General features: G+C 67.3%; 29 protein-coding genes and 1 pseudogene. 16 read left to right on the top strand and 14 right to left on the bottom strand.

What is annotated here, in order from left to right; all coding sequences use genetic code 11:
• Positions 1 to 6 precede the first annotated feature (6 nt).
• The 6 genes from HD597_RS49710 to HD597_RS49735 all read right to left on the bottom strand — a co-directional run bounded on the left by HD597_RS49710 (position 7) and on the right by HD597_RS49735 (position 6,406).
• Positions 7 to 381, bottom strand: coding sequence for a DUF742 domain-containing protein (locus HD597_RS49710; protein WP_253754241.1), 375 nt, complete (start codon positions 379 to 381; stop codon positions 7 to 9).
• Positions 378 to 2,660 (bottom strand): sensor histidine kinase, encoded by a 2,283-nt coding sequence (locus tag HD597_RS49715; RefSeq protein WP_253754243.1) that lies wholly within the window; start codon positions 2,658 to 2,660, stop codon positions 378 to 380. The genes HD597_RS49710 and HD597_RS49715 overlap by 4 nt, the downstream gene beginning before the upstream one ends.
• Positions 2,661 to 2,716: 56 nt before the next feature.
• The gene (locus HD597_RS49720; RefSeq protein ID WP_253754245.1) at positions 2,717 to 3,400 is read right to left on the bottom strand and encodes a DUF998 domain-containing protein; all 684 of its coding nucleotides are present in this window, start codon (positions 3,398 to 3,400) and stop codon (positions 2,717 to 2,719) included.
• A gap of 195 nt (positions 3,401 to 3,595) precedes the next feature.
• On the bottom strand, positions 3,596 to 5,029 hold the full coding sequence (locus HD597_RS49725) for a xylulokinase (RefSeq protein WP_253754247.1): 1,434 nt from the start codon (positions 5,027 to 5,029) through the stop codon (positions 3,596 to 3,598).
• Complete coding sequence (gene xylA, locus HD597_RS49730; RefSeq protein ID WP_253754249.1) at positions 5,026 to 6,171, bottom strand: xylose isomerase; 1,146 nt, start codon at positions 6,169 to 6,171, stop codon at positions 5,026 to 5,028. Before xylA ends, HD597_RS49725 begins: the two co-directional genes overlap by 4 nt.
• A gap of 43 nt (positions 6,172 to 6,214) precedes the next feature.
• Positions 6,215 to 6,406: a hypothetical protein gene (locus HD597_RS49735; RefSeq protein ID WP_253754251.1), complete on the bottom strand. Its 192-nt coding sequence runs from the start codon at positions 6,404 to 6,406 to the stop codon at positions 6,215 to 6,217.
• Between the two features lie 159 nt (positions 6,407 to 6,565).
• Here HD597_RS49735 and HD597_RS49740 point away from each other — a divergent pair, with 159 nt between their 5' ends.
• Positions 6,566 to 7,075: a VOC family protein gene (locus HD597_RS49740; protein WP_253754254.1), complete on the top strand. Its 510-nt coding sequence runs from the start codon at positions 6,566 to 6,568 to the stop codon at positions 7,073 to 7,075.
• Between the two features lie 40 nt (positions 7,076 to 7,115).
• Positions 7,116 to 7,367 (top strand): hypothetical protein, encoded by a 252-nt coding sequence (locus HD597_RS49745; RefSeq protein ID WP_253754256.1) that lies wholly within the window; start codon positions 7,116 to 7,118, stop codon positions 7,365 to 7,367.
• Positions 7,368 to 7,435: 68 nt separating this feature from the next.
• On the opposite strand, the gene HD597_RS49750 is transcribed toward HD597_RS49745, so the two are convergent.
• Together HD597_RS49750 and HD597_RS49755 are read right to left on the bottom strand one after the other, a co-directional pair.
• Complete coding sequence (locus tag HD597_RS49750; RefSeq protein ID WP_253754258.1) at positions 7,436 to 8,719, bottom strand: TIGR04013 family B12-binding domain/radical SAM domain-containing protein; 1,284 nt, start codon at positions 8,717 to 8,719, stop codon at positions 7,436 to 7,438.
• Between the two features lie 15 nt (positions 8,720 to 8,734).
• Positions 8,735 to 9,313, bottom strand: coding sequence for an NADPH-dependent FMN reductase (locus HD597_RS49755; protein WP_253754260.1), 579 nt, complete (start codon positions 9,311 to 9,313; stop codon positions 8,735 to 8,737).
• Positions 9,314 to 9,392: 79 nt separating this feature from the next.
• Between HD597_RS49755 and HD597_RS49760 the strand changes: the two genes are divergently transcribed.
• The 3 genes from HD597_RS49760 (at position 9,393) to HD597_RS49770 (ending at position 11,448) form a co-directional block, all read left to right on the top strand.
• Positions 9,393 to 9,746 (top strand): winged helix-turn-helix transcriptional regulator, encoded by a 354-nt coding sequence (locus HD597_RS49760; RefSeq protein WP_253754262.1) that lies wholly within the window; start codon positions 9,393 to 9,395, stop codon positions 9,744 to 9,746.
• Complete coding sequence (locus HD597_RS49765) at positions 9,743 to 10,195, top strand: MarR family winged helix-turn-helix transcriptional regulator (RefSeq protein ID WP_253754264.1); 453 nt, start codon at positions 9,743 to 9,745, stop codon at positions 10,193 to 10,195. The genes HD597_RS49760 and HD597_RS49765 overlap by 4 nt, the downstream gene beginning before the upstream one ends.
• 116 nt (positions 10,196 to 10,311) lie before the next feature.
• Entirely contained in the window at positions 10,312 to 11,448 is a 1,137-nt protein-coding gene (locus tag HD597_RS49770) for an MFS transporter (protein ID WP_253754266.1), read from the top strand.
• Here HD597_RS49770 and HD597_RS49775 read toward each other — a convergent pair.
• Positions 11,442 to 11,900, bottom strand: coding sequence for a hypothetical protein (locus HD597_RS49775; RefSeq protein ID WP_253754268.1), 459 nt, complete (start codon positions 11,898 to 11,900; stop codon positions 11,442 to 11,444). The two genes, HD597_RS49770 and HD597_RS49775, sit on opposite strands and share 7 nt — an antisense overlap.
• Before the next feature lie 183 nt (positions 11,901 to 12,083).
• On the opposite strand from HD597_RS49775, the gene HD597_RS65290 reads away from it, so the two are divergent.
• The 5 genes from HD597_RS65290 to HD597_RS49805 all read left to right on the top strand — a co-directional run bounded on the left by HD597_RS65290 (position 12,084) and on the right by HD597_RS49805 (position 16,053).
• On the top strand, positions 12,084 to 13,214 hold the full coding sequence (locus HD597_RS65290; RefSeq protein WP_276083230.1) for a S1 family peptidase: 1,131 nt from the start codon (positions 12,084 to 12,086) through the stop codon (positions 13,212 to 13,214).
• A 192-nt stretch (positions 13,215 to 13,406) separates the two neighbouring features.
• Complete coding sequence (locus HD597_RS49790) at positions 13,407 to 13,784, top strand: VOC family protein (RefSeq protein WP_253754272.1); 378 nt, start codon at positions 13,407 to 13,409, stop codon at positions 13,782 to 13,784.
• 2 nt (positions 13,785 to 13,786) lie between these two features.
• Entirely contained in the window at positions 13,787 to 14,152 is a 366-nt protein-coding gene (locus HD597_RS49795; RefSeq protein WP_253754274.1) for a VOC family protein, read from the top strand.
• A 183-nt stretch (positions 14,153 to 14,335) separates the two neighbouring features.
• On the top strand, positions 14,336 to 15,343 hold the full coding sequence (locus tag HD597_RS49800) for an aldo/keto reductase (RefSeq protein WP_253754276.1): 1,008 nt from the start codon (positions 14,336 to 14,338) through the stop codon (positions 15,341 to 15,343).
• A 50-nt stretch (positions 15,344 to 15,393) separates the two neighbouring features.
• Positions 15,394 to 16,053, top strand: a complete 660-nt coding sequence (locus tag HD597_RS49805; protein WP_253754278.1) for a YoaK family protein — start codon at positions 15,394 to 15,396, stop codon at positions 16,051 to 16,053.
• A gap of 31 nt (positions 16,054 to 16,084) precedes the next feature.
• Here the strand turns inward: HD597_RS49805 and HD597_RS49810 are convergent, their stop codons facing one another.
• Positions 16,085 to 16,393, bottom strand: a complete 309-nt coding sequence (locus HD597_RS49810; RefSeq protein WP_253754280.1) for a hypothetical protein — start codon at positions 16,391 to 16,393, stop codon at positions 16,085 to 16,087.
• 334 nt (positions 16,394 to 16,727) lie between these two features.
• Between HD597_RS49810 and HD597_RS65295 the strand changes: the two genes are divergently transcribed.
• Positions 16,728 to 16,862 carry a hypothetical protein gene (locus HD597_RS65295; RefSeq protein WP_276083231.1) on the top strand — a complete coding sequence of 45 codons (135 nt, stop codon included), beginning with the start codon at positions 16,728 to 16,730 and terminating at the stop codon, positions 16,860 to 16,862.
• 163 nt (positions 16,863 to 17,025) lie between these two features.
• Entirely contained in the window at positions 17,026 to 17,589 is a 564-nt protein-coding gene (locus HD597_RS49815; RefSeq protein WP_253754282.1) for a dihydrofolate reductase family protein, read from the top strand.
• A gap of 412 nt (positions 17,590 to 18,001) precedes the next feature.
• Here HD597_RS49815 and HD597_RS49820 read toward each other — a convergent pair whose 3' ends face one another.
• Positions 18,002 to 18,553: a DUF6461 domain-containing protein gene (locus HD597_RS49820; RefSeq protein WP_253754284.1), complete on the bottom strand. Its 552-nt coding sequence runs from the start codon at positions 18,551 to 18,553 to the stop codon at positions 18,002 to 18,004.
• A gap of 1,169 nt (positions 18,554 to 19,722) precedes the next feature.
• Between HD597_RS49820 and HD597_RS49825 the strand changes: the two genes are divergently transcribed.
• The gene (locus HD597_RS49825; protein ID WP_253759725.1) at positions 19,723 to 21,576 is read left to right on the top strand and encodes an IS481 family transposase; all 1,854 of its coding nucleotides are present in this window, start codon (positions 19,723 to 19,725) and stop codon (positions 21,574 to 21,576) included.
• Positions 21,577 to 21,680: 104 nt separating this feature from the next.
• Entirely contained in the window at positions 21,681 to 22,349 is a 669-nt protein-coding gene (locus HD597_RS49830) for a hypothetical protein (RefSeq protein ID WP_253754287.1), read from the top strand.
• Positions 22,350 to 22,438: 89 nt separating this feature from the next.
• On the opposite strand, the gene HD597_RS67100 is transcribed toward HD597_RS49830, so the two are convergent.
• From HD597_RS67100 to HD597_RS67110, 3 genes are read right to left on the bottom strand one after another with little or no spacing between them, the layout of a single operon-like run.
• On the bottom strand, positions 22,439 to 24,145 hold the full coding sequence (locus tag HD597_RS67100) for an anti-phage protein (protein WP_345694406.1): 1,707 nt from the start codon (positions 24,143 to 24,145) through the stop codon (positions 22,439 to 22,441).
• Between the two features lie 60 nt (positions 24,146 to 24,205).
• The gene (locus HD597_RS67105; protein WP_372513581.1) at positions 24,206 to 24,796 is read right to left on the bottom strand and encodes a Cap15 family cyclic dinucleotide receptor domain-containing protein; all 591 of its coding nucleotides are present in this window, start codon (positions 24,794 to 24,796) and stop codon (positions 24,206 to 24,208) included.
• 33 nt (positions 24,797 to 24,829) lie between these two features.
• Positions 24,830 to 25,822 (bottom strand): nucleotidyltransferase domain-containing protein, encoded by a 993-nt coding sequence (locus HD597_RS67110; RefSeq protein WP_372513582.1) that lies wholly within the window; start codon positions 25,820 to 25,822, stop codon positions 24,830 to 24,832.
• 222 nt (positions 25,823 to 26,044) lie between these two features.
• Here HD597_RS67110 and HD597_RS65300 point away from each other — a divergent pair.
• Positions 26,045 to 26,251: pseudogene (locus HD597_RS65300) on the top strand (NUDIX hydrolase); the annotation flags it as partial.
• 146 nt (positions 26,252 to 26,397) lie between these two features.
• Positions 26,398 to 26,817: a tyrosine-type recombinase/integrase gene (locus tag HD597_RS49845; RefSeq protein ID WP_253754291.1), complete on the top strand. Its 420-nt coding sequence runs from the start codon at positions 26,398 to 26,400 to the stop codon at positions 26,815 to 26,817.
• The last annotated feature ends 127 nt before the right edge of the window (positions 26,818 to 26,944 follow it).

The raw sequence follows: 26,944 nt of genomic DNA on the forward strand, positions 1-26,944 counted from the left end.
CCGTGGTCACAACGCCCGGAGACCGTTGATCACCTCGCGGAGCAGGCTCTCCGTCGGGGTGGCGGCCTTGTCCCTGGGCGGGCGCACCGTCACCAGGCCGTGCTCCAGCAGGTCCCCCAGCAGCACCCGTACGACGCCGACGGGCAGGCCCAGGTCGGAGGCCACCTCCACGACGGGCCTGCTCTTGCCCGACACGCAGGACAGCAGGCGCCGGTGCTGGGCGCTCAGCTCGGCCTTGGCCGGGACGGGCAACCCCGTCGAGACGACGGTCGCCAGCAGGTCGACCTCGGAGGAGGCGGACTTCGTGCGCCCGCGTGCGACCGCGTAGGGCCGCACGACCGGCCCGGCCTCCTCGTCAACCCACTCGTGCTCGCGGCTCACGATTGAGATCCCCCATCCTGGTCGCTTTCCTGCCGTCCGCGCTGCCAGCCCGACTGGAGCGAGGAGAGCAGTGCCCTGGTCTCCTCCGGCGAACGCTCCTCGATCGGTGGCGTGGCGGGTGGCTCCTGGTTGAGCCGCTGCGGCAGCCCCGTCTGCCGTTCCCGCTGCGGCAGCCCCGCGGACCGCTGGCGCTGCGGCAGTCCCGCCGTGCGCTCGCGGCGGGGCATCTGCTGCGGTGGTGCGTCGTCCTGCGGCGGGGCCTGCTGCGGCAGGGCCGCCGGGGAGGACGCGGCGCCGTTGCGCCTGTTGGTCCGGACGCGCCGCGGCAGCTCGCCCGGCCCGGTGGCCTCCTGGAGGTCCGAACGGATCACCGACACCGGCTCGAACTCCATCGGCTGCACCGGCATCGCCATCGGCTCCACCAGCGTGCCGGGCACGAGCACGATGGCCGTGGTGCCCCCGTACGGCGACGGCTTGAGCGTGACCCTGATGCCGTGCCTGGCCGCGAGCATGCCGACCACCGCGAACCCCAGCCGCTCGGTCTGCGAGGCGTCGAACTCCGGCGGGCTGGCCAGCCGCTCGTTGATGGCCCTGCGCGTGGCCTCGTCCATGCCCAGGCCGCGGTCCTCGATCTCGACCGCGAAGCCCCTGCCGACCATCTCGCCGTGCACGGAGACCTCGTTGCTGGGCGAGGAGAAGGTGGTGGCGTTCTCGATCAGCTCGGCGAACAGGTGCATGAGGTCGGCCACCGCCGAGCCGGAGACGCCTGCCTCGGGCATCGGGTAGACGCGTACCCGGGTGTACTCCTCGACCTGGGCGGCGGCGCCGCTGAGCACGTCCTCCATCGGGATGACGCCGCGCCACCTGCGGCCCGCGGCGCCGCCGGAGAGCAGCACCAGGCCCTCCGCGTGGCGGCGCATGCGGGTGGTCAGGTGGTCGAGCTTGAACAGGCGCTCCAGCGCCTCGGGCTCCTCGGTCTGGCGCTGCATCTCGTCCAGCAGCCTGAGCTGGCGCTGCAGCAGCGACTGGCTGCGCCTGGCCAGGTTCCGCAGCGCCTCGGAGACGCCCTCGCGCAGCTTGGCCTGCTCGACGGCGGCGTCCACGGCGGTGCTCTGCACGCTGTCGAAGGCCGCCGCCAGGTCGCGGACCTCGCTGGTCGACTTCTGGCTCACCGCGATGGGCGGGGCCTCGGCCGCGATGTCCACGGGCTCGCCCTTGCGCAGCTTGGCCACCACGTCGGGCAGCCTGATCTCCGCCAGGTCCAGCGCGGTACGGCGCAGCGTCCCGAGCTCGCGGGTGAGCCTGCGGCCGATCCTGATGGAGATGACGATCGAGACGATGACCGCGATCAGGCCGAGCGCGCCGGCGACCCCGGCCCGCACCGCGATGGCCACGCCCGCGGGCTCCATCCTGGCCAGCAGCTTGTCACCGGTGCGCCAGACGGACTCGCGGTACTCCTTCTGCACCTGGTCCGAGATGCCCCGCCAGAGGTCCAGGTCCAGCGGCTCGCCGCCGATGTAGGCCTCCAGGAGGTTCTCCATGGTGACGTAGCGGGGCGAGAAGTACAGCTTCTCGAACGGAGCCCGCAGCTCGGTGTCGAGGTTGGCCAGCGCCTTGGGGAACAGGTGCTTGCGGGTGCCGTCGATGGCGGCCAGCAGGTGCACGTCGTGCATGCTCGCCCGCCCGTTCGAGGCGACGATCAGGGCGTGCTCGCGGGCCAGCAGCTCGCGCACCTCGTCGGCCGAGATCAGGCCCTGCGCCTGCAGCGCCAGCTCCAGGTCCGTGCTCATCGTCAGCCGGGAGTAGAGCAGGTGCACCTCGTCGGAGATCTTCGCGTACTCGGTGACGAGGCCGCCCGGGGTGAGCCGGCGGTCGTCCACCTTGCGCCGGATGTCCGGGAGCCGGTCGATCGTCTCGAAGACCGTCTGGAGCTGGGTCTTCATGTCGTCCGTGAGCGCCGACTGCGCGTCCTCGCCGAGCGCCCGCTGGCGCAGCGTCTTGTTGTTGTTGTCCACCTTGGCGCGGGCCTTGGCCAGCGCGTCCGGGTCGCTGCCCGTGCCGGCCAGGCGCTCGGCGGAGGCCAGGCGCTCGGTCTGGAGGTTGCCGACCAGGCCGTCGGTGTGGTTGATGACATCGGTCCAGATGCTCTCGACCTTGAGCAGGTTGAGAGCCTCTCCCGACGTGGTGCTCGCGGCGAAGCCCCAGAGCGCGATCAGGGAGATCAAGGGGATGACGAGCAGCGTCGAGATCTTGAACCTGATGGATCTGCCCGATGCCATGACACCTGCTCCCGGATAGAAGATCGCGGGAGAGAATAGCACCGAAACAGATGCTTTTAAGATCGACTAGCGATAAATCTGTGATATGTCGGGAAATTTGCGGCCATGGCGGCGCGTGCGGCGCTCCGCTGCCACGTGAGCCGTACGAGCCAGCCCGCCAGGACGGCCAGCAACGCCACCTCGGCCCCCAGCAGCAACCGCTCGACGAGCCCGATCATCACCCGCTCGCCCGGCATGGCCACGTACGTGATGGCCAGCAGCCCGAACCCTCCCGCCAGGGCCACCCACTCCACCACCCGCGCCACGGGCTTCCAGGAGGCGTCTGAGGCCAGCCTGGGCACCAGCAGCGCGCCGGCGGCGGGCAGGCTCACGAACGCCGCGATCGAGACGTACCGGTGGATCTGGGCCGCCAGGTCGAGGTCCTGGCCGATGGGTGTGGTCGGGACCACCGCGGCCACCACGAGAGCACCCGACCACACCGTCAGCAACCACTGCGGCGCCCCCTTGACGGGCGCCCCCACGGACCGCAGCCCCGCCAGCAGTGCCAGGGACCCGATTCCGAGCACCGCCATCGCGACCTCCGTGACGCCCCCGCGGTCGGACACGGCGTACTCGCTGATGGTGACGTTCATGGGGTCGAGGTAGGGGTCGGGGCCGAACTGGCCCGCCACCACGGCGACCACCGAGAACAGGATCGAGGCGCAGGCGATCCAGGGGGAGAGCCTCTTCACTGCGGTCATGCCACCAACTCTCCCGGCCCGCCCCGTTCCCGGCATCCGGTCCCATCCCCGACCCGACCCTGAGCCGCCCCTGAGTCAGGGCACGCCGGCCCCCTGGACGGCTTCCCGCTCCCCCGGAGAGCTTCCCGCTCCCCCGAGGGGCTTCCCGCTCCCCGGAGGGCAGGTGGCAGCCCTCGGGGGAGCGCAGGAGCGCCGTCAGTCGAGGATGTGCCCCGTGGCGCGGGCGTAGCGGTCGCGGATCGCGGGGATCGCCTCGCCCTCGTACACGGCCGTGTCGCCCGATCGCCAGTCAGGGGTGGTCACCAGCGTGGCGGCCTGGTGGGCGGCGCCGTCGGCGACGTACTCGGCGGGCGGCGGCACCGTGATCGGGACACCGAAGATCGTGGGGGCGATCCGGCGGACCGCCTCCGATCGGGCCGCGCCGCCGATCAGCAGCACCCGCTCCGGCCGCAGGGCCAGCGCGTCGAGCGCGTCGGCCAGGCCGCAGAGCATGCCTTCGATGGCGGCCCGCGCCAGGTGGGCGGGGGTGGAGGTGGCCAGCGTGAGGCCGTGGACGGAGCCGGTCGCGGTGGGCCGGTTCGGGGTGCGCTCACCCTCCAGGTACGGGACCAGCGTGAGGCCGCCGGCGCCGGGAGGCGCCTGGAGGGCGAGGCTGCCGAGCTCGTCCAGGGAGACCCCGGTGATGCGGGCGGCGGCGTCCATGACGCGGGCGGCGTTGAGCGTGCACACCAGCGGCAGGAAGCGCCCCGTGGCGTCGGCGAAGCCGGCGACCGCGCCGGTGGGGTCGGCGCTGGACGTCTCCGCGACCGCGAACACCGTGCCGGACGTCCCCAGCGACACCACGACGTCACCCGGCCGGGCTCCCACGCCCAGTGCGGCTGCCATGTTGTCGCCCGTGCCGGGGGCTATCAGGATCGGACCGGGCCCTCCGGCCACGGCCGCGCCCGCCTCCTCGGCCGGCCCCAGCACCCTGGGCAGCAGCGGGACCGCGCCGAAGGCGGCCTTGAGCAGGTCCGTACGGTAGGCGCCGGTCGCGGGCGACCAGTAGCCGGTGCCCGAGGCGTCACCCCGGTCGGTGACCAGGTGCGACAGCGGAGGCAGCGGCGCGTCCGCCCAGGCCGCGGCGGAGAACGGGACGCCGGAGGCCAGCGCGCCCGACAGCCGCCAGGTGAGCCAGTCGTGCGGCAGGCACACGGCGGCCGTGCGGCGGGCGTTGTCCGGCTCGTGCTCGGCCAGCCAGCGCAGCTTGGTCACCGTGAACGACGCCACGGGCACCGAGCCCACGCCGTCGGCCCACGCCTGTGGCCCGCCCAGCTCGGCGATCAGGTCGAGGGCCGCCTGGGCGGAGCGGGTGTCGTTCCACAGCAACGCGTCGCGCACGACATTTCCGGACTCGTCGAGGCAGACCATGCCGTGCTGTTGCCCGCCCACACTGATGGCGGCCACACCGTCGAGCCCACCGGCCTCCTCGATGGCCCGCAACAACGCGGCCCACCAGTGGGAGGGGTGCACCTCGGTGCCCGTCGGGTGAGCGGCACGGCCCTGCCGGACCAGCTCTCCCGTCTCCGCGTCTCGAATGACGACCTTGCAACTCTGCGTGGAGGAATCGACCCCAGCGACCAGCGTCACCCACGAACTCCTAACAAGTGCTCCAGCGCAAGCTGGTTCAGATGGGAGAAATGGTATCCGCGCCGGGCCGCTGCCTCAGGATCGAAGTCGTCCGCGGCCAGATCGGCCAGCGTCTCGCCGCGGTTGAGCGTGGGCAGGCCGAGCTCCTCGACGCGGGAGGCCCGCATCGCCTCACGCACCTCCGGGTCCGCGCGGAAGTTTCGGGCCTTGTCCCGGAGGATCAGGTACGTCCGCATGTTGGCGGCGGCCGAAACCCACACGTCCCCGGGGTCCTCGGTACGCAAAGGCTTGTAGTCGAAGTGCCTCGGCCCGTCGTAACCGCCGTGCTCCAGCAGGTCGACCAGGAAGAACGCGCTCATCACGTCACCGTGGCCGAAGATCAGGTCCTGGTCGAAGCGGGGGCCGTGCTGGCCGTTGAGGTCGATGTGGAAGAGCTTGCCGTGCCAGAGCGCCTGGGCGACCCCGTGCACGAAGTTGAGCCCGGCCATCTGCTCGTGGCCGACCTCGGGGTTGAGGCCGACCATCTCCGGATGTTCGAGCTCGCCGATGAACGCGAGGGCGTGGCCGATCGTGGGCAGCAGGATGTCGCCGCGGGGCTCGTTCGGCTTGGGCTCGATGGCGAAGCGCAGATCGTAGCCGCGCTCGCGGACGTAGCCGCAGAGCAGGTCGACGGCCTCCTTGTAGCGGCCGAGCGCGGCGCGGACGTCCTTGGCCGCGTCGGACTCGGCCCCCTCGCGGCCGCCCCAGCACACGTAGGTGGAGGCGCCCAGCGAGGCGGCCAGGTCGAGGTTGCGCATGACCTTGCGCAGGGCGTAGCGGCGCACGTCGCGGTCGTTGCTGGTGAAGGCGCCGTCGCGGAAGACGGGGTGGGTGAACAGGTTCGTGGTGGCCATGGGCACCTTCAGCCCGGTTTCGGCAAGCGCTTTCCGGAAGGACGCGATCGCCCGCTCGCGATCGGGTTCGACGGCGAGCAGGTCGTCGTCGTGGAAGGTGACGCCGTAGGCCCCCAGCTCGGCAAGCCGGTGCACGCTCTCGACCGGATCGAGGGGCGCCCGAGCGGCGTCCCCGAACGGATCGCGCGCCTGCCAGCCGACCGTCCACAGACCGAACGTGAATCGATCGTCAGGGGTTGGCTCGTACATGGTTCGATGCTCCCCTGGCGATCAGTTGTTCACAAGCGGTTGTTCACAAGCCCGACGGATCGCGCCCCACGCTGATCTCCTCGGCGATCCTCCTGATGTCCGTCACCTCGACGCCCGAAGCCGGGGGCAGGTGGCGCATCAAGGCCTCCATCACCACGGGGACGGGCTGACCGGCGAACCGCCCCGCGACCCCGTGAACCACCCTGAACAGCGTTGCATCGTCAGTGTCGTGCATCGGCCTCTCCTCGGTCGGGTACCCGGAGAACGCTACGGCCTCGCCCCGACAGTTCGCTCGCTACTCCGGCCCGCGTGTCGGTTCGTCCTCATCTGGCCATCGCTAGATATATGCGCGTTCAACTATTTTGGAAGGGGACTTTGTTGAAAGGGGCACATCATGCCGGTACAGCGGCTCAACCACGCGGTCCTCTACGTCCGTGACGTGGAGCGCAGCGTGGCCTTCTACCGGGAGGCACTCGGCTTCGAGGTCGTCATGGGCATGCGAGGGGCCGCCTTCCTCCAGGCCCCCGGCTCCTCCAACGATCACGACCTGGGCCTGTTCCAGATCGGCGAGCAGGCCTCCCCCTCCTCCGCCGGGCACACCTCCGTCGGCCTCTACCACCTGGCGTGGGAGGTCGACACCCTGGAGGAGCTGGAGCGCGTGCAGGCCAAGCTGGCCGAGCTCGGCGCGCTGGTCGGCTCCTCCGACCACAGCACCACGAAGGCGCTGTACGCCAAGGACCCCGACGGGCTGGAGTTCGAGGTGTCGTGGCTGGTGCCCGCCTCGCTGCTGACCGACGAGATCATCGCCGGGCGCGCCGGGATCCGGCCGCTCGACCTGGACGCCGACAAGCAGCGGTACGGCGCGCAGACCCGGGGCGGAGTGGGCGTGTCCATCCCCGCTTGACGTACCGTGGGGATGACGGCCCTTTCACGGAGAAACGGTCATGCCAAGCGATCCTGATCACGTGCTCGACGCCATCGACGGTGTCGTCGACGAGTGGGAGACGCTGAGCGCCGACGCCATGCGGTGGGCGCCTCCCGAGAACAAGAGCCCCGACCTCATGACCGAGGTGGGCGAGATCTTCGGCCCGCTCTTCAACGCCTTCTCGCAGGCGCTGCGGCCGGTGGGCGACGCCTTCGAGCGCGCATTGCGCATGCTGGACGACGAGGACGACGGCGGGCCCCGACCGACCTGACGCGCCGCCCCGGGCCCGCCGCCTCAGCCGGCGCGAGGCGCGGCCTCAGCCGGCAGCGGCGTGCGGGCTCAGTCGGTGGCGCGCCTGCGGCGGGCCCTGCGCGGGTAGGCCTTGGCGGTCTCGGCCAGGCGTACGGCGTGCTCGGCCTGCCTGCGCCAGTGCCCGTAGGCGTCGCCGCGCTGCGCCAGCCGGTCGAGCTCGCTCATCGTGGCCAGCGGGATGAACGCCGGCTCGGCGTCGCGCCACGGCGTGCCCGGCAGCGGCATGAACGTGTGGGTGTGGATGCGCGCCCCCAGGTCGGCCAGGTCGCTCGCGAGCCGCAGCGACTGCGCCTGGTCCGACTCCGACTCCCCCGGCATGCCGAAGATGAAGTCGACGTTCGGCCGGAAGCCGTGCTCGACGGCGATCCTGACGGCGTCGCGTACGGGCGAGGTGTCGTGCCCGCGCCCCGAGGCGGCCAGAACCCGGTCGGATCCCGACTGCGCCCCAATGATCAGGTTGTCGTTGGCGACGTACCGTTTGAGCAGCCGCATGGCCTCGGGGCTGACGTGCTCGGGCCGCACCTCGGAGGGGAAGCTGCCGAAGAAGACCCGGCCGTGCGGCGGCAACTCCTCCTTCACCCCGGCCAGCAGCTCCTCCACCGCCCCGAGGTCGGGGTCGGGCCCGGGGGAGCCGTACGACAGCGAGGTCGGCGTGATGAACCGCACGTCGCGCAGGCCCCGCTCGACCATGCCGCGCACGTGCTCGCGCACGCTGGCCACCGACCGGTGGCGGAACTGCCCGCCGAACATGAACGGCGTCTGGCAGAAGCGGCACGTGTAGCGGCAGCCCCGGGTGATCTCGATCGGCCCGCTCCTGCCGGCGAACGAGGGGAACGCGTCGAGCGGGAGCTGCGGCGCGGGCCTGGTGCGCAGCGCGACGCCGTCGGAGTCCTTGATCGCCAGGCCGGGGACGGCGGTGAGCGGCGTGTCGTCCTGGAGCGCCCGGACGAGGGAGATGATCGTCGACTCGCCCTCGCCGATGCCCGCCAGGTCCCAGCCCGCGTCGATGACCTGCTGCGGCTCGGCGGTGGCGTGCACGCCGCCCGCGATGTGCAGCCCGCGCTCGCCGCTGCGCGCCCTGACCTCGGCCAGCTCGGTGGCCATGGCCTCGGCGTCGGGCGAGTAGAACGACCAGAGCACGAGCACCCGGTCGGCCTCGCTGGCCAGGATGTGCCCGGCGGTCTCCTCGGGGGTGGTGCCGAGCCGCAGCTCGTGCTCGACCCCCGCGGTCTCCAGGGCGGCGAGCAGCGCGTGCACGCCGTAGGTCACCGCCTTGCGGTATCGGACCACCACACACACTGCCAGCGCCACGCCCCGCAGCGTAGCTCAGGCCACCGGCTGCCGCATCGCGCCCAGCACTCCGCTGTACCTGGCCAGCTCGCCGAGCATGGCGTCGGCACTGGCGTCCATGACGTCGCTGGGGCGCAGTGTGCCGTCCTCGCCCAGGTGCTGCGGCACGAACGGAATGATCACGCCCTCCATCAGCGGGACCATCTTCAGCGTGCTGACCACGTGACGCAGGGCGGCCACGGCCCGGGTGCCGCCCGAGACGCCGCCGTAGCTGACGAACCCCGCCGGCTTGTGCTGCCACTCGTGGTGCAGGTAGTCCAGGGCGTTCTTCAGCACGCCGGGGTAGCTGTGGTTGTACTCGGGCGTCACGAACACGTACGCGTCGGCCCGGTCGACGGTGGCGCTCCACTCCTTGGTGTGAGCGTTCACGTACTGCTTCAGCCTGGGGTGGTGCGGCTCGTCCAGGAACGGCAGCCGCACCTCCGCCAGGTCGACCAGCTCCACCTCGAACAGCCCCGAGGACACGGCCTTGCCGTGCACCCACTCGGCGACCGCGCGACCGGCACGACCCGGTCGGGTGCTCGCGACGATGACCTGCAGAACGGGCTTGTCCATGACTCCGCCTTCCTAGCGATAGATTCACTCAACATTATTTAGTAACTACAGATTCCTTAGCAAACGCTAGACTGCGGGCATGAGCCTTGACCAGGTCTGCACCCGCTTCCACATCGCCTTAGAGCTGATCGGTGCCCGCTGGACCGGAGCCGTGCTCCACATGATCTTCAAGGGCGCCCACCGTTACGCCGACGTCAAGGCGGCCATCCCCGGCATCAACGACACGATGCTGGCCAGGCGCCTGCGTGAGCTGGAGTCCGCCGGCCTGGTCGAGCGGCGGGTGCTGGCCACCTCGCCGGTGCGGGTGGAGTACCACCTGACCGAGATGGGCCAGGAGCTGCGCCCCGTGCTGGACGAGCTGGTGAAGTGGTCCCACAAGTGGATCCCGCTCCCCGAGGGCGAGTCCGACAGCACTGTTACTTTGGTGTCGTGATCGCACTCGGCACACTGATGCGGCACGTGCACGAGCTGATGGACGGCGCCGTCGCCGACATCTACGCCGAGCACGGCCTGCCCGACTACCGGCCCCGCTTCTCTCCCGTCGTGCGCACGCTGGTGGCGCAGGGCCCGCTGGCCATCCGCGACCTGGCCAGGGCGATCGGCGTGACCCACTCCGCCGCCAGCCAGACCGTGGTCCAGATGCGCCGCAGCGGCTTCGTCACCCTGGAGAAGGGCGCCGACGCCCGCCACCGCATCGTCCACCTCACCGGCCGGGCCCGCGCCGCGCTCCCCCTCATCGAGGCCGAGTGGGCGGCCACGGAGCGGGCCGTGCGCGAGCTGGACGCCGAGCTGCCCGTGCCTCTGGAGCAGCTCATGAGGGCCACGCTCCGGGCGCTGGAGCGCCGCGATTTCCGGGAGCGCATCGGGGACGTCAACGCCTAGACTCGTTCACATGACCTGGCGACATTGATCCATAACCAGGGGCCGGCGCGGGGCGCGCGGGCCTCCGAGCTGACGGCGAGCACTCGGAGTCCCCTCTCGTCCCCCTGGAAGGCCTCATGCTTGTCGTATCGCTGTACGTCTACGCGTTCCTCAGCGAATTCATCCTGATCTACCCGGTGTACGCCCTGCTGTTCACCGACACCGGGATCTCCGTCGCCGAGGTCTCCTCCCTGTTCGTCATCTGGTCGGTGACGGGCATGGTGCTGGAGATCCCCTCGGGCGCCTGGGCCGACACGGTCTCGCGGCGGCTGCTGCTGTTCCTCGGCCCGCTGCTGAGCGGCCTCGGCTTCGCCCTGTGGGTGCTGTCCCCCTCCTACTGGGTGTTCGCGGCCGGCTTCGTGTTGTGGGGGGCCGGGGAGGCGCTGGTCTCCGGCGCGTACGAGGCGCTCGCGTACGAGGAGCTGGACCGGCGCGGCCGATCCGGCAGGTACGCGGCCGTCATGGGCCGCGCGACCGCCCTCGGCCTGGCCGGCAGCGCGTCGGCGATCGGCCTGGCCTCGCCCGTGTTCGCGGCCGGCGGCTATCCCGCCGTGGCGGCCGCCAGCGTGCTGGCCTGCGTCCTGTGCGCGGCCACGGCGCTGACCCTCCCCGAGCACCGCGCGCCGGCCGCCGCCGGGGGCCTGGGCTACCTGACGACCCTGCGCGAGGGGATCGGCCTGGCCCGGGCGGACCGGGGCGTGCTGCACGCGATGATTCTGGTCGCGTTCGTGACGGCGATCTGGGGCGCGCTGGAGGAGTACATCCCGTACCTGGGGGCGGAGACGGGCGTGGCCAAGGCCACGATCCCGCTGCTGATCCTCCTGGTCTGGGTGGGCGCCACGGCCGGCGGCCTGCTGGCCGGGCCGGCCGAGCGCCTGCGCTCGCGCGGGTACGCCGCGCTGCTCGGGGTGGCGGCACTGGCCATGGCCGCAGGCGCGCTCGGCGGGCATCCCGCCGGGTTCTTGGCGATCGCGCCGGCCGTCGGGGCGTTCCAGCTCGCCCAGGTACTGGCGGACGTGCGGCTGCAGGAGCGCATCACCGGCCCCGCGCGTGCCACCGTGACCTCGGTGGCCGGCCTCGGGACGAACGTGGTGACGCTCGGGGTCTACACCGCGTACGGGGCGGCGTCGTCCCACGCGTCGCACGGGGTGACGTTCGCCGTGCTGGCGCTGCCGTACCTGGTGATCGCCCTGATGGTCCTGATCGCTCAGTAGCGCGAGGGGATGCGCTTGGGCAGCGGCGGCGGCTCGGGGACGACCTCCTCCTCGGGCTCCGCCGGCGGCTCGGGCCGCACGGCACCCCGCCAGCGTGCGGGGAACACCGAGGCGGCCAGCAGCACGCAGGCCAGCGGCAGGGCCCAGGTCTCGGCCAGCCTCGCGTACGGCTCGGCGTACTCGGCGGGCATCAGGCCCGCCACCCGCACCTCCGGCACGTACGCCAGCCCCGCCACGACCGCCAGGGCCAGCCCGGGCACCAGCGATCCGATCGGCGAGACCCGCGAGCCGGCCAGGACGCCGACCACGACCATCGTGGCGCCGAGCGCGGCGGCGGCGATCCAGGCGGCCAGGGCCCGGCCACTGGCGAAGTAGAGAAGGCCCGCCGCGATCAGCGGTGTGGCCAGCAGTCCTGCGCCGGCGCCGAGCAGATGACGAACACCATTACGCACAGAGAACACCTCCAGCCACGGCACCTTACCCACCCATCAGGACCTGCGCCTTAAAGGCTGAAAATTTCATATTCAGGTCGAGGGCCGTAAAGGGTCCATAACACCGAAATAGTGCTCGTTTGGTATCTAAGCACGGACCGAAGCAACCGTTAGCTTGACAGCACCCCCACCCGAGGAGTGCACATGTTGAGTAAACGCTGTGCGCTGGTAGGCGGCGCCATCCTCGCCGTCTGCCTGGCCACCCCGCTCAGCCCGGCAGCAGCCGACACGGCGCCACAAGCAGCCGCTCCCCCCTCCGCACCCCCCTCCATGATCGACGCGCTCGAACGCGATCTGGGCCTCTCCGAGGCGCAGGTCATCACTCGTCTGGCCAACGAGGAGCGCGCCGCCGCCGCCGAGGCGAGCCTCACCCCCGCACTGGGTGACACGTTCGGCGGCGCCTGGCTGAACGACGACGCCTCCAAGCTCATGGTCGCCACCACGGACCCGGCGGCCGCACCGACCATCGAGGCGCAGGGCGCTCAGCCCGTCGTGGTCCAGCGTTCGCTGACCCAGCTCAACGGCATCGTGCAGCAGCTCGACCGGGCCCCCAGGCGGGCCGCCGCCGGCGCCGCGCTGTGGTTCGCCGACGTCAAGACCAACACCGTCTCCGTCCAGGCTCCCACCGTCGAGGCCGCCGAGGCCCTCGTCGCGGCGGCGGGCGTGGACCGGAGCGCGGTCGCCGTGTCGGCGACGGCCGAGCGGCCGACGACGTTCATCAACATCATCGGTGGAGCCGCGTACTACATCGGCTCCAGCCGCTGCAGCGTCGGCTTCGCCGTCACCCGCGGCACCACCCCCGGCTTCACCACCGCCGGGCACTGCGGCCGGGCCGGTTCCAGGACCACCAACCCGACCGGCACCTTCCAGGGCTCGTCCTTCCCGGGCAACGACTACGCCTGGGTCGCCGCGCCCGGCAACACCGCCACGCCGTACGTGCGCGGCTCCGGCGGCGCGAACGTGACCGTGCGAGGCTCCACCCAGGCCTCCGTCGGCGCGTCCATCTGCCGCTCCGGCTCCACCACCGGCTGGCGCTGCGGCACCATCCAGCAGCACAACGCCAGCGTCAGGTACGCGCAGGGCACCGTCTCCGGCCTGACCCGCACCGGCGCGTGCGCCCAGCCCGGCGACTCCGGCGGCTCGTTCATCTCGGGCAGCCAGGCCCAGGGCATGACCTCCGGCGGCTCCGGCAACTGCACCACCGGAGGCACCACGTACCACCAGCCGGTCAACGAGGCACTGAGCGTGTACGGCCTCACGCTCAGAGTCGGCTGAGCCCTTGATCCGCGCGGCGCGTCCTTCCCCGGGCGCGCCGCGCTCCTTTCTTCTGTCCCGCATCTTCTGTTCCGCATCTTCTGTTCCGCATCTTCTGTTCCGCATCTTCTGTTCCGCATCTTTGTCCCCGCACCGATGACTTCCGGCCGGCCGCCCGGTCTGCACATCGAGGACAAGAGAAAGGAACTCGCGATGAAGCGACCCGTACTCGGCAGCATGCTGCTGTCCAGCACCGACCCCGAGCGGCTGAGCGCCTGGTACGCCGCCGCCCTCGACCCCGGCCAGACGAGCGACGCCAACGGGTACCGGCTGCTCAAGTTCGGGGAGTTCTTCCTGTTCATCGACTCGCGGGCGGACGTGTCGGACAAGAATCCGGAGCCCGGCAGGGTCATCATGAACTTCGACGTCGAGGACGCCCGCGCCGTCGCCGCCCGGATGGAACGGGCGGGCACGCAGTGGCTGTCCGAGCTCGATGACCGCGACGGCAGCCTGTTCGCCACCGCCATCGACCCGGACGGCAACTACGTGCAGATCATTCAGCTCAGCGAGGAACACCGGCAGGGGATGTGACCATGCTCGACACCACCAAGGCGTTCAGCGGATTCTCGGTGAACGACGTCGAGGCCGCCAAGAAGTTCTACGGCCGGACGCTCGGCGTCCGCGTCTCGGAGGAGCACGGGATGCTGACCCTGCACCTCGGCAGCGACGTGCTCGTCTACCCGAAGGGGCCCGCTCACGTGCCGGCCACCTACACCGTGCTCAACTTCCCCGTCGAGGACATCGACCAGGCGGTGGACGAGCTGGCGGCGCGGGGGGTGCGGTTCGAGCGTTACGACGGGATCGAGCAGGACGAGCGCGGGGTCGCCCGCGGCGACGGCCCGCCGATCGCCTGGTTCACCGACCCCTCGGGGAACATCCTGTCGGTGCTGCAGCCGTAAGGGCCGGAGCCTTGACCTGGAGTGCACTCGAGCTTCTAGCGTCGATGGCGTGATGGAGCGCCGCCCTTGTCACCGGGCGGGCGACCGCACGCTTCCGCAGCGGGCCGAGGCCCGGCAGGCGCACCGCGACGCCTCCCGCTGCTCACTCGGCTTCTGACGCCATCGACGACAGGAGAAGGTCGCGTGAAGACCGTACAGCTTGGCCGTACCGGCGAGCAGGTCAGCCAGCTCGCCCTGGGCTGCATGATCATGGGCACCGTCACGCCGGAGGACGAGGCCGTCACGATGCTCGACCGGTACGTGGAGGCCGGCGGCAACTTCCTGGACACCGCCGACTGCTACTGCTGGTGGGAGAACCAGGGCAGCCACGGAGGGGAGAGCGAGGAGCTGATCGGCCGCTGGCTGGCCAGGTCCGGCCGGCGCGAGGAGGTGTTCCTGGCCACCAAGGGCAGCGCCGTCGTACGGGATCTGGACGCGGTCTGGGCCGACGGCCGCCCCGACTGGGGCGCCGCGTACCGGAACTTCGTCGGAGCCGGGGCGAAGACGTTGCGTGACGCGATCGACGGCAGCCTGCGCCGGCTCGGCACCGACCACGTCGACCTGTACTACGTGCACGTCGACGACCGGGCCACGCCGCTGGAGGAGACGCTGGAGGCCCTGGCCGGCATCGTCCAGGCAGGCAAGGCCCGCCACATCGGCTGGTCCAACGTGCGGACCTGGCGGCTGGAGCGCATCCGGCAGTTGTGCGCCCAGCACGGCTGGCCGGCGCCGGTCGCGCTCCAGCAGCAGCACTCCTACCTGCGGCGCCGCGCCGGCCTGCGGCATGTGTCCATCGTGGACGACGAGCAGCTCGACTACCTGGAGACGCACGACGACCTGACTCTCGTCGCGTACTCCCCGATCCTCAAGGGCATCTACGACGACCCGGCCAAGCGCAAGGGGCACGGGGCGATGGGGGCGTACGAGGGGCCGGACGCCGAGGCCCGGCTGGCCGCGCTCGCAGAGGTGGCCGCCGAGGCCGGCGTCGCCCCGAACGCGCTGGTCCTGGCGTGGCTGATGCACCAGGCCTCGCCGGCGATCGTGCCGCTGATCGGGCCGCGCACGCTCCAGCAGTACGAGGCCGCGCTGTCGGCGCTGGACGTCAAGCTCACCGGCGAGCAGCTCAGCCGCCTCGACACCGCCGGCGCCTGACCCGGCGGCACGGGCCGATCGCGGAGAGTGATCGATATAGTGCGTAGAGCATGCGGATGGCGCGGTTCTCGATGCTCGGCCTGGCGCTCGCGGCGGGGGCCGTCGATGCGCTGAGCTTTCTGGCGCTCGGCCAGGTGTTCACCGCGAACATGACGGGCAACGTCGTCCTGCTCGGCCTGGCGCTGGGCTACGGGCGCACGGCGCACGTCATGGGCTCCGCTCTCGCGTTCGCCGGATTCTGCGCCGGGCTGGCGGCGGGCTTCCTCCTGGTCGGGCGGAAGACCGCCGGCGGCGCGGCGCGCGGCCCGGCCGCCGCGCTGGGCCTGGAGCTGGCGCTGCTGGCCGGGATCGCCGTGGGGTGGGCGGCCCAGGCGCCGCGTCCCGCCCTCGTGGCGGGGTCGGCGGTGGCCATGGGGCTGCAGAGCGCGGTCACGCGGTGGGCCGGCGGATCCGGGCTGTCCACGACGTACGTGACGGGCACGGTGACCGGGCTGGCGGGGCAGGTGGTCGCCTTGTGGACCCCCGGCAGCGGCCAGGAGAAGGGCGGCGGGGTGGCTCGGCCCCTCGGCGTGGTGCTGGCGCTCGCGACGGGCGCGGTGATCGCGGCCCTGACCCTGCGCCTGTACGAGCCCGCGGCGCCGTTGATCGCCCCGGTCGCCGTGGCGGTGGCAGCGGGCTGGTGGGGCTGGTCCGCCAGACGCGGCCGGTGAGATCCCGGGCGGCGGTCCATGCGGGCGCGTGCTACAGGTTGTCCAGCATCAAGCTCCAGATGGAGAAGGTCGCCCCGAAGAACGAGCACACCCCGCCGATCGCCGCACCTGCCGCGACGGCGATGAGGCGTTCGCCCTGTGGCCGTCCCGACGTGATCGCCCGCCCCAACGCCATCCCGCCGGCGAGGACCAGGCCGGCCGCCAGGCCGCCCCTGATGATCAGTCCGGGAGTCAGCAGTTCGCGCAGCCCCCAGGCGAGCGACACGTGCCCGAAAAGGGTGATCAGCGTCAGCGTCGCCAGGCCCAGGGCCCCGTAGCGGTGAGTCCGTGTGACACCCATGAGGGTGATGATCGCATCTCGGCGCGGCCACGGAGGAGGAAGCGGCGCTGGGCAGGTGAGCGGGGGTCGCGTTAGCGTGGAGCGGGAGATCGCCCGCGATGACCCGGGGGTGGCAACATGCAACCTGCCGCGGAGCCACCGCAGGAGCTGCTGGAGCGGCTCATCGAGGCGGATGAGCGACAGGACATCGCCCACCGCCACCCGCAGGGCGACGTCTCCGTCATCGCGCTGGGGGACGAGGGCGGGTCGTGGAGCTCGCGGATCCTGCTGTTGCTCATGGGCGGCCGGATGACCTCCGGCGGCCCTGCCGACCACGCCCGGCTTCGAGGACCTGGTGAAGATCTATCAGTACTTCACCACGCCGCCCTTCAGGACGTCCGCCCTGCTCCAGTACGTGGCGGGGATCGCGGCCTCCCTAGCCGTCCACTTCGTCCGGCGCCACCTGTCCGCGGAACGACCCTGCTGGTGACGACATCCGACCGCGCGACCAGCCGGCGGACCAGGCACCGATGACTTCCGGACGGCAGCGTCGTCTAACGCATCAGAGCCAGGCCACAGACGCCGCGTCACGTGAGCGCCGCGGCCAGGAACACGCACGGTCCCAGACGACCCGAGTCCACGGAGCTCTGTTCATGCGGAAGCTGATAGCGACAGTGTTCAACTACTCCCTCGACGGCCTCCTCGCCGACGAGGACACCGAGTTCTGGAAGTTCTGCTTCGACCTGCCCGAGAACCGTGAGCCCGCGGACCCGGCACACCTCGACTTCCTCCGGAGCGCGTACGCGCACCTCATGGGCCGCACCGCCTACGAAAGCATCTCCCGGGCCATGACCACCTCCACCGACCACCCGTTCGCCGACCTCCTGAACACCGGGCGCAAGGTCGTCTTCTCCCGGACCCTGAGGACGGCCGACTGGGCCAACACCACCATCGCCTCCGCTGACACGACAGAAGAGGTCGACAAGCTCAGGCTGGGCGGCGACGGCCACATCGTGGTCTGGGGCGGCGTCCGCCTCTGGCGCTCGCTCATGCGACTCGACCTGATCGACGAGCTCCGGGTGAGCGTGTTCCCCTACGTGGCGGGCGAGGGCACCCGGCTGTTCGACGGCGTCCCCGCGTCATACCAGCTCGACCTGCTCTCCAGCACCGCCTCCGGCAACGGGATCGTCTACCTGCGGTACGGGCGCCACCGCTGACGGCCCGCACTGCCTCCAGAAGATCAGAAAGACCCTCTCCCGAAGATCGGGAGAGGGCCTCTCATGCGCGGAGGATCGGGGATTTGAACCCCGGATGGGCGGTAAACCCAAACCGCATTAGCAGCTCTGATCTCAGCCGTCCCGATCAGTTCAACCTGGACCAATGAGTGTGGCCATTCAGTCTGGAACGACGTGGAACGGCGCCAGATTGCAACTAGCACTGCAACTAGACGGTACCTTCGGCCTTCTGTTTACAAGGTCCCCAAAGGATCTTCATGAGCGTTCGCAGGCGTCCGCCACCTGGTCCGGCGGCAGCCTCACCGTTCATTCCCGTACGCCGAAGTTCAAGATCGTCCGTTTGGGTGGCTCCCAAGATGGCTCCCAGCACTGTGCTGGATCGCGGGCCCCCGACTCACCAGGTGGCTTGCAGATGATCAGTCGAACCGGTTAGAGCTGGTCTGGCATAGTGGGCGCGAGATAGGTGTACGCCGGTCGCGCGGGAGGCGAGAGCCAGAGCGCTGGCGATGGGGTTCTCGCCGTATCCGTCGCCGTACAGGCCCAGCTCACGGACATCCGCAAGGAGCCGATCGGGATCGTCGCCCTCCCGGTAGCGGTAGCCGTACAAGCCAAACGTAGTGATCAGCCGCTCGTTCAACCAGAAGGTGAAGTCCGAGTCCTCGACAGTGGCGAACACCGTGGCCACGGCCGTACCCAATGACAACGGCTCGGCCACGTTGGTGACGTACTTGGTTGCCCATCCGGTGTCGGCCAGGACGGTTCCGCCCTGAGCGGCGTATGCGGCGACACTGAACTTGCCGAGAGTGCCCGAGGTGACCTTGATCCGCCGCAGAGCGTCCGCGGGGGATAGATCACGGACGAAGTTGATGCACAACTGGGTGGTACCGACACCATCGGTCCACCGGTCGCTCAACCAGGCGTAGTCTGCCGCTGTCGCCCCACCCATGCGCACTCCTATGCCGTCCGGATCGCCGTAAGCCTAGGCAATCACTCGCGACGCGCATAAGCCACCTGCCTGATCATCCCGTCTGCTGTCGACCCGCCCGAAGGGGAAGCGGGCCTGGGCCGCGGGGTCAAGGTGGAGCGCCCCACCGGACGAACGACCTTGACCCCGCGGCCCAGGTCTGCTCGGCTTGTCCCGGGTCGATGGCGGACGGGTTGATCAGGCTTCCACCTCAACCACCTACGAGCGTGGTGTCACGCGTGGCGATCATCCCGGGGCTGGAGCGCCCCCGCCGGAGGCATGGGTTTCCTCGGCGCTGGGAGCTTAGATGACACGGCCTCGTATGCGATCATCGTGGTTATGTCATTGATCAGAAAGGGCCATGCCGCGTAGGCGCCCTTCGGAGGTCCGTACACGGGGATCGGTGTGTGGGACCCACAGAGCTGTGATCCATCACGTTCCCGGGCTCGGCCGTCGTCCCATGACCGCGGTGATCACCCTCGAACACACCCGCATGTGGCCGGGCGCGGTGGCGGCAGCCCTGGTGGCTTGGCAGGAGGCGGCCCTGATGGGGACCGCTGACCGCGTCTTCTTCAAGTGCGAGTGCCATGAGTGCACCGGTGATGCGCCCCGCCGACGACTTCAACAGGCTCTCATCGGCTTACCACCATGGGCCAGGCCACATCTGTATGCCTTGGTCCTGCCCATCGACCTGTATTACCTCCGCCGAACCTCACCAACGCCGCCTACATCGCCCGACTCAGATTGGGCGTGGTGGCAACGACGTCGTTGGCGTGAGAATCAGAGCGTGTAGAGGCGGGGCGCGGCCGGCGTGCTCAGGCGGCGTGGCAACGGCGGTCGGTGCGTTCGGTCGGTACGGCGCGGCGGGCGTGCGGTGGACGGCCCGGTGTCCCGCCCGCCGTCCGGGACCGGCCTCCAGGCCGCACGCCCGGACGGCGGGCGGGCGGAGGGCCGGGGGTACGGCGGCGCGCCGCGCCGCCGCTTGATACCTATAAGAGCTATTCGGCAATGATCTGGTCGAAGACTCATGTCCTGTCTCGCTTGATGGTTGACACTCTGGCCTCGCTTGATGCTTGACACCTTGATCGTTATCTGTGCCTGCTCGTGGCGTTATCGGCGCTTCGGGGGAGGCTCGGGTGGCATTGGTGGAGTTGAGTGTCGTGGAGCAGCGCTATCACGCGGTGATCGAGGTGTTGTCGGGCGCGAAGGTCACCGATGTGGCCGGACGGTATGGGGTGTCGCGGCAGTCGGTGCATGCCTGGGTGCGGCGGTATCAGGACGGTGGCCTGGCGGGGCTGGCCGATCGGTCGCATGCACCGAAGGCGCATCCGATGCAGACGTCGGCTGCGATCGAGGCGCTGATCTGTGAGCTGCGGCGGGCCCATCCGCGGTGGGGGCCGCGTACCCTGTTGTGGGAGCTGGGCCGGCGCGGGGTGGAGCCGTTGCCGTCGCGGGCGAGCATCTACCGGGTGTTGGTGCGTAACGGGCTGGTCGAGCCGGTCACCCGCCGGCGCAGGCGCGAGGATTACCGCCGCTGGGAGCGTCCGGGGCCGATGCAGTTGTGGCAGATGGACATCATGGGCGGGCTGCTGCTGGCCGACGGCAGCGAGGCCCAGCTGATCACTGGCGTGGACGATCATTCCCGGTTCTGCGTGATCGCCTCGGTGGTGACCCGGCCGACCGGGCGGCTGGTGTGCGCGGCGTTCGCCGCGGCGATGCGCGCCTATGGGGTGCCGCTGGAGGTGCTGACCGACAACGGCAAGCAGTTCACCGGCCGGTTCGGCGGGCCGAAGGCAGGCGAGGTGCTGTTCGAGCGTGTCTGCCGGGAGAACGGCATCAAACTGCGTCACACCGCACCACGCACCCCGACCACCACTGGCAAGATCGAGCGCTTCCATCAGAGCGTGCGCCGCGAGCTGCTGACCGAGGCGCTGCCGTTCGCCTCGATCGAGACCGCCCAGGCCGAACTGGACGCCTTCGCCGAGCATTACAACACCGCCCGCCCTCACCAGGCGCTGGACATGGCCTTCCCCGCCGACCGGTTCTTCATCGAGCGCAGCGACGGACAACGCCGGGCCGAGCGGGAACTGCCACTGCACCTGCCCGCCGGCCTGACCACGGTGCCCGCCCCCGCTGCCGGCGTTGCTCCCGCGGCCCCTCCCGCGACCGCACCGCCGGATCTCCCGGCCCCGGCCATCCATCACTTCGATCAACCCGAACGGCCCGAGCCCGTCCTGATGAGCACGGTCGATCCGCTATCGCGCCAGGCGATCGAGGTCGATCGGGTCGTTCCTGCCTCAGGCAACCTGTCGATCGGTGGCCAGCAGCTCTGGCTCGGCCCCGATCGGGCGGGCATGCCGATCACCGTGTGGATCAGCACTCAGCGGCTGCACGTGTTCACCGGCAGCGGTGGCCGGCTCAAGAGCGTGGCCTCCCGGCTGACCGTCAAGGACCTGGCCGCGCTGCTCGCTTCGGGACAAGCCCGCCCAGCACCGGACGAGCCCGTCGCCGAGCCCGCGATTGCGGCGAGCGCCGTCGAGGTGGATCGGCAGGTCAGCTCGATCGGCACCATCAGCCTGGCCGGGCGGGCCCTGTGCATCGGCGCCCACCTGGCCGGCCGCCGCGTCATCGTGCGCTTGGACGGCATCACGGCCCGCGTCATGGACGAGGAACGCCTGCTGCTGCGCGCCGTACCCTGCCCACTCCCGCTCGCCGAGTGTGTCACCCTGCGCAACGCCCGCCCCGCCGGACCACCACCCGGCGCTCCGACCGAGCCCGTCACCGTCCAGCGGGTGGTCTGCAGCCGCGGGCACTTCCAGGTGGTCGGGCAGAAGGTCCAGGTCGGCCGGGTTCACGCCCGCAAGATCCTGGACGTGACCGTGGACGACACCCACATCACCGTGCGCGACAACGGCGAACCCATCCGCGTCGTGCCCCGAACCACCACCCAGGAGATCACCCGGATCAAGTCCCAAGCGCATACTAAGAAGCGAAAGATCGGCTAGGAGTGTCAAGCATCATCCGATGCCAAAGCGTCAAGCATCAAGTGAGACCAGACATCTGGTCGAAGACTCATGACAGTCACGCGGTCACAGCCCATAGTTGTTGCATGGACGACAACAAGACCCCCACGGGGCCGGAAAATGATCAAAGCAAACTCAGCCGCATTTTGGTAGTAGCCGTAAGAGTCATTAACAAGTTTCTCTCGCTGGCTATTATGGCGCTCGTGGGCAGTATAATCGTGATGACGCTCGCCATTTATGCAGCTGGCCTGGACCCCGAAAACATGCCCGAGAATCTATCTGATTATCCCGAGAATCTAAGATATGTCGGATACGTTGGCGTTGCGGGAATGCTTGCGCTGCTCTTCGGCGCCCTCATTAATTCCCTTATAATCATCGCAAGCTTGCCCCTGAACCGCAGGGAGGCGAGACGGCAAGCTACAGTCGACCCACAAAAACAGATGGAAGCGCGAATAGCACGACTAAAATCCGCGCTCGAAGACTCGGCCAACTTGATCGAAGAACTTAGGCACGAACTCGTTATCCAGGATGATGTCCTCCGCAAGATACAAGCCGACGCAGATCAAGCTAAAAAGATTGCCGAATTAGATCAGCAGCAGGCGGGAGCGGTCCGCGATCTTGTCGCACACGTCACGGAGCAGGTGCAATCACGATATGCACGACGGAGCAAACGAGAACAAATGACTTACTTCTTCATCGGCCTCGGGATTTCGATCCCATTAGGCTTGTTAGTGAACTTCTTATCGCGGAGTTAACCTGTACAGTCGACCAGGATGAGCTCATGGCATCGCGGATCCGAGAAATCATGCTCTTCCGATCGATTCGAGAATCACTAGACGAAAAGCTAATCCAGCCAGTACGAATCATTCATTGCCCCATCAGGGGCCAAGATGGGCTCGATGATTCGAATTTGGCTAGGGTTCCGATGCTCTACACCTTGCCGTGCAGCGTTCAGGTGTTCGCACTGCTCTGCCGTCAAGTAGAAGCGCAATGACTTGACCAGATCCCATGCTTTGACAATTTCTCTTATATTCATACTGTCAGATGCTGCCAGGTCCAAGTAGCGCCTTACAGCCGACTCGACATCACAGCGCCGCACTCGTGGCTCCAGACGTGGCAGAATATCGATTGTCCCATCTGAGCTATATACGATCACAATCGCCGGAGGAGGATTACTATCCAAATACCTTATTGCGTTATTGTATCGACTGCCCCTAGATGGATCACCTTTTCCGGCAGCATGCCCATCAAGTATGACGCCCATGGCATGGCAGTGACCGTGCACATCGACTAGCGTAGCTCCATCCATCGCAGTCAACTGAATCAGCAGGTCTCTCTCGATGACTCTTGGCTTAACCACCCAGGCCTGAGGCGATAAGCGGTGCGCCTCCATATCCGCAGAGCTTGAAATCACCAACATTGTCCCATGCTCGTTCTCTTGGGCCGCATACGCGAGTGAAAGCAGGACGGGAACGTTAGCTCCCGGAAGTAGGCGAGCAATTAAATCTTCCAGATAAGCCGGATCAAGAGGCGGCGCCGGAAGTCTGGGAACGCCATCGCGCACTTGCAGTAATATTGTAGCTGAATGATGCAACTCCCAGGCCCCTCTATCTGAAATCGTTACAGCGAAAGCTGTTTCACTAGATTCGTCGTACTCCAGGCCGACAGATCCGAGCCCGTAGACCTTACCGTCATCTGCCAACAAGAAACCTGATGGACCACTAGCTTCAAGTATCTTTCGTACTGCTCGCACATCTGAGAGCTTCACTGGCACTTCGAACTCAAGGACAATATGCAAGCCCCTCATGCTTCGTTCGGCAATAATTATCTTTCCTTGACCACTTCTACCTTCATACGGCATCGAGGAAATATTATTTAACAGCAAATCGAGATCGTTTCCGAAGATAGTTCCAGCACAATATACGAGACTTCGCAGAAAGTAGTCTGTTGCGCTTCGCAATATCTCCGAGGTGCTCGCATGCAACACAAGCAAGCTGCTACCTGGCTCAGGCAGCGTTAGGCTCCGTGTACTACGGCTTAATATATCTGTAATCAGGGCATGTACTAGTGACGGGGGGATAGATATCCGATCGCGCTCAGTGGTTTTTATACGTGGAACCTTCGTAAGGGCTGATTTTTCTAGTCCGATTACTACGTGAACCTCGTAGTCTTCCACTCTGGCTGGCATGCCGGCGAAGAACTCCCATTGCCTTCCTTGGGGGGTTTCCGAAAGGCATTGTTCCAAGATCGAGCTGCGGATACGGCGTCGCAATCGGATCGGATGAAGGTGACGGCTACGTTGATCGCTGTATAGCATGTCGCGATCGGGGTGCTGCTCGTAGGTCTCCTCTGTCTGCGATACAACGTGTGCAAGCTCCCTGGGCGTATAGGGTCCATCCTCAGGATCTATACAAATAGGAAACTGATGATCTCCTTCGGCCTCGAAACCAACTAGTAGGACATGAGATTCTCCCATGAACCCTACTGCTTCGAGTGCCGACTTTACGCTGGTCTCTACAGAAATTCGAAATATATGCTGGCAAGGCCACATGAATTGTTCAATAAGGTATCGTGATTGATTCAAAGAGGCTCCTGGTGAACGAGCAGCTACCTATGGTAGTCGCTTAAAAACTAGCTGTCCGGTGTTTTTGCGATGCCTATCAGTCTCATAGTCGCCTTCCAAGGTTTGGCCGTCCGAGGATATGCGTATGTGGACACGACCTTCGTGCGGCGTCATGCTGATTGGGGTAAGAGTCCGAGGGCGGTTAGAGTACATATATCTCAGACCTTGATCAGGCCCTTCTCCCGCGCAAAGGGTAGCCATATACGAATAGGACGAAGACGTCTCGGTTCTAAGCTCAACGAGTATACGTGTAGCCGTTTGTCGAATGACGATCTGACTTGTAATGGTTGCGCCAGACCTATAATCGCTGGCAATGTCACCTTGCCATTCTCCTGATATATCTATGATGCCGGATAAAGTTTGGTTGCCGATCTGCTGCCGCCAGCCCCATTTGTCATATACCTTCCAGACAATACCAAAACAACCGAAGAACGCTGGAGCGTCGAGCCACCACGGCGGGGAAAACCCAGATAACTTATAAATCCATCCCAGCCCGTATGCGATAAGCGCACCCAATACTGCACATATGATAATTATGAATCGCTGCCGCCTGTCTGCATCATGAGAGTATGGATGCATGTATCTCCACCAGTTCTGTGTCGCTGCTGCCCCTTAATCGCCAAAAGCTGAACACCACAGTCTATCTGCTTCATATGTGGTGGATGCCCCAAGCGCCCCAGTAACAAGAGGCAGGTCGCGTCTCAGAGCTTGCTGGAAGGATACAAAATGCGCCGGCTTCCATTCTGCTGGAACTAGAATGTCTTTGTCGCCAGCCACAGACCTGATTATAGAAGTTTCGCTATATTTCAGAAGCTCAACGCCTACGCTCGCGAACGACAGTGGTAGATAGGTATTGAAGGCAGAATTCTCGACGCTATGTACCGCACATTCAATGTAGAAGGATGGAGCTGTGAGCGTCGGGTATTGACGTATCCAGCGTTTAAATAGGCGGACGGTCGACTTATACGCATCCCCGGTAGCGGTCTGCTTTTTTACTCCATTATCGTAGTGGGTGCGTGGATAATTATCTCGCTCTAAGCGTTGTCTTCGCGAGTATACCCTGATCGGATCTACGGAGCTGTAAGCTGTTCGACTGATTGCCGGGACTATGTCAGCCTTAAGCTGGCCGTCTAGTTTTACGCACTTATCTCCAATCGTTACTTGCCCGCTCATTAGCGACGTTTGCTGGAGAATGTGCGCGACGTGATTGAAGAGCCATTCCCAGCGCGCGCTAGATTCGGGGCTGTTCCATGGATCATAAAGGGCAACGATGTCGACATCATTGATGTCTGCAATCGCTGTGCCATTGCGATAGGAGCCCTGTAGGAAAGTGTCAAACTTCTTGTCTCCCCAATTCTCTAGCGCTTGCCTAATATTCTCGTGTAGGCTCTTCACTTGCGACGTGCGCTGAGCAGATGGGCCAGCTGTGTACTTGTCTATTAGAGGCTGCGAGATCTTGTAGGTAAGTGCCACAGTCCAACGATAGGGCCAGCGTGCGAGATGCGCAGCGGGCTTGACGTCATCTATCTGCGGCTGCCGGAGCGCTCTGCTAGGGACGCCTCGCATAGGTGAGGCCCTACTGAGGCAACCTTGAGTCCCATACATCACCTACTGCTACGTCGGGGATCTGAGGGCCCTCCCAGCAGCTGTTTCTGTCTGGAACATGTGTACTGAGGATCCCCTAGACGATAGTTTCGCACTGTGGCTGATGACGCTGAGCTGACGCGCTGGGTCGTGCACGGGGAGCGGCTGGTCTATGACAATCGGTGGATTCGGTTGGGGCTGGCGGATGTGGAGATCCCAGGCGGGGAGCGGTTCGAGCATCACGTGATCCACTTGGATCGGGCCGCGATCGCTGTCGTCCTGGATGAGCAGGATCGTGTCCTGCTGATGTGGCGGCATCGGTTCGTGTTCGATCGGTGGGGGTGGGAGCTTCCCGGTGGGTTGATCGAGGTCGGCGAGGATCCGATGGCCACTGCTCTGCGGGAGGTGGAGGAGGAGACCGGGTATCGGCCGAAGGGCTTGGAGCCTCTGGTCTCGTATCAGCCGATGGCGGGGATGGTCGACTCCGAGCACATCTTGTTCGTGGGGCGCGGGGCGGCCATGCCTGCTACAAGCGGCCCTGTCTCAAGGACTGCGCCGGCCACGCGGACAAGTGCCCCAAGCGAAGCGGCGGCGGCGTGGTCTTTCGGCAGCGCAAGGGCAAGAGCAAGCTCACCCTTCAGTGCCCGCCCGAGCTCCTCGCCCAGCTCAAGGCACACCGCGAGATGCAGGACGCCGAGCGAGAGAAGGTGGGAGATCGATGGCGGGATCATGATCTGGTGTTCGCGACAAAGCTCGGCACTCCCATCGAGCGCACCGAGGACTGGAAGCTGTGGAAGACCATCCTCAAGCAGGCCGGCGTCCGGGACGTCCGGGTACACGACGCCCGGCACACCGCCGCGACCCTACTCATCGAGCAGGGGGTGAACATCCGAGTCGTACAGCAAGTTCTCGGTCACACCCGCGTGACGACCACCGAGCGCTACACCCACGTATCCACACCACTGATGCGCGATGCGGGAGAACGGCTCGCGTCCGCTCTCTGGGGAAACTCGTAGCGGTTGCAACCAGGACTGCAACTATGGCGTCCCCGAAGATCAAAAAGGCCCTCTCCCCAACTTGGGGGAGAGGGCCTCTCACGTGCGGAGGATCGGGGATTTGAACCCCGGATGGGCGGTAAACCCA

Origin of the sequence: Nonomuraea thailandensis (genome assembly GCF_024172165.1) — a bacterium.
Classification (GTDB): Bacteria; Actinomycetota; Actinomycetes; order Streptosporangiales; family Streptosporangiaceae; genus Nonomuraea; species Nonomuraea thailandensis.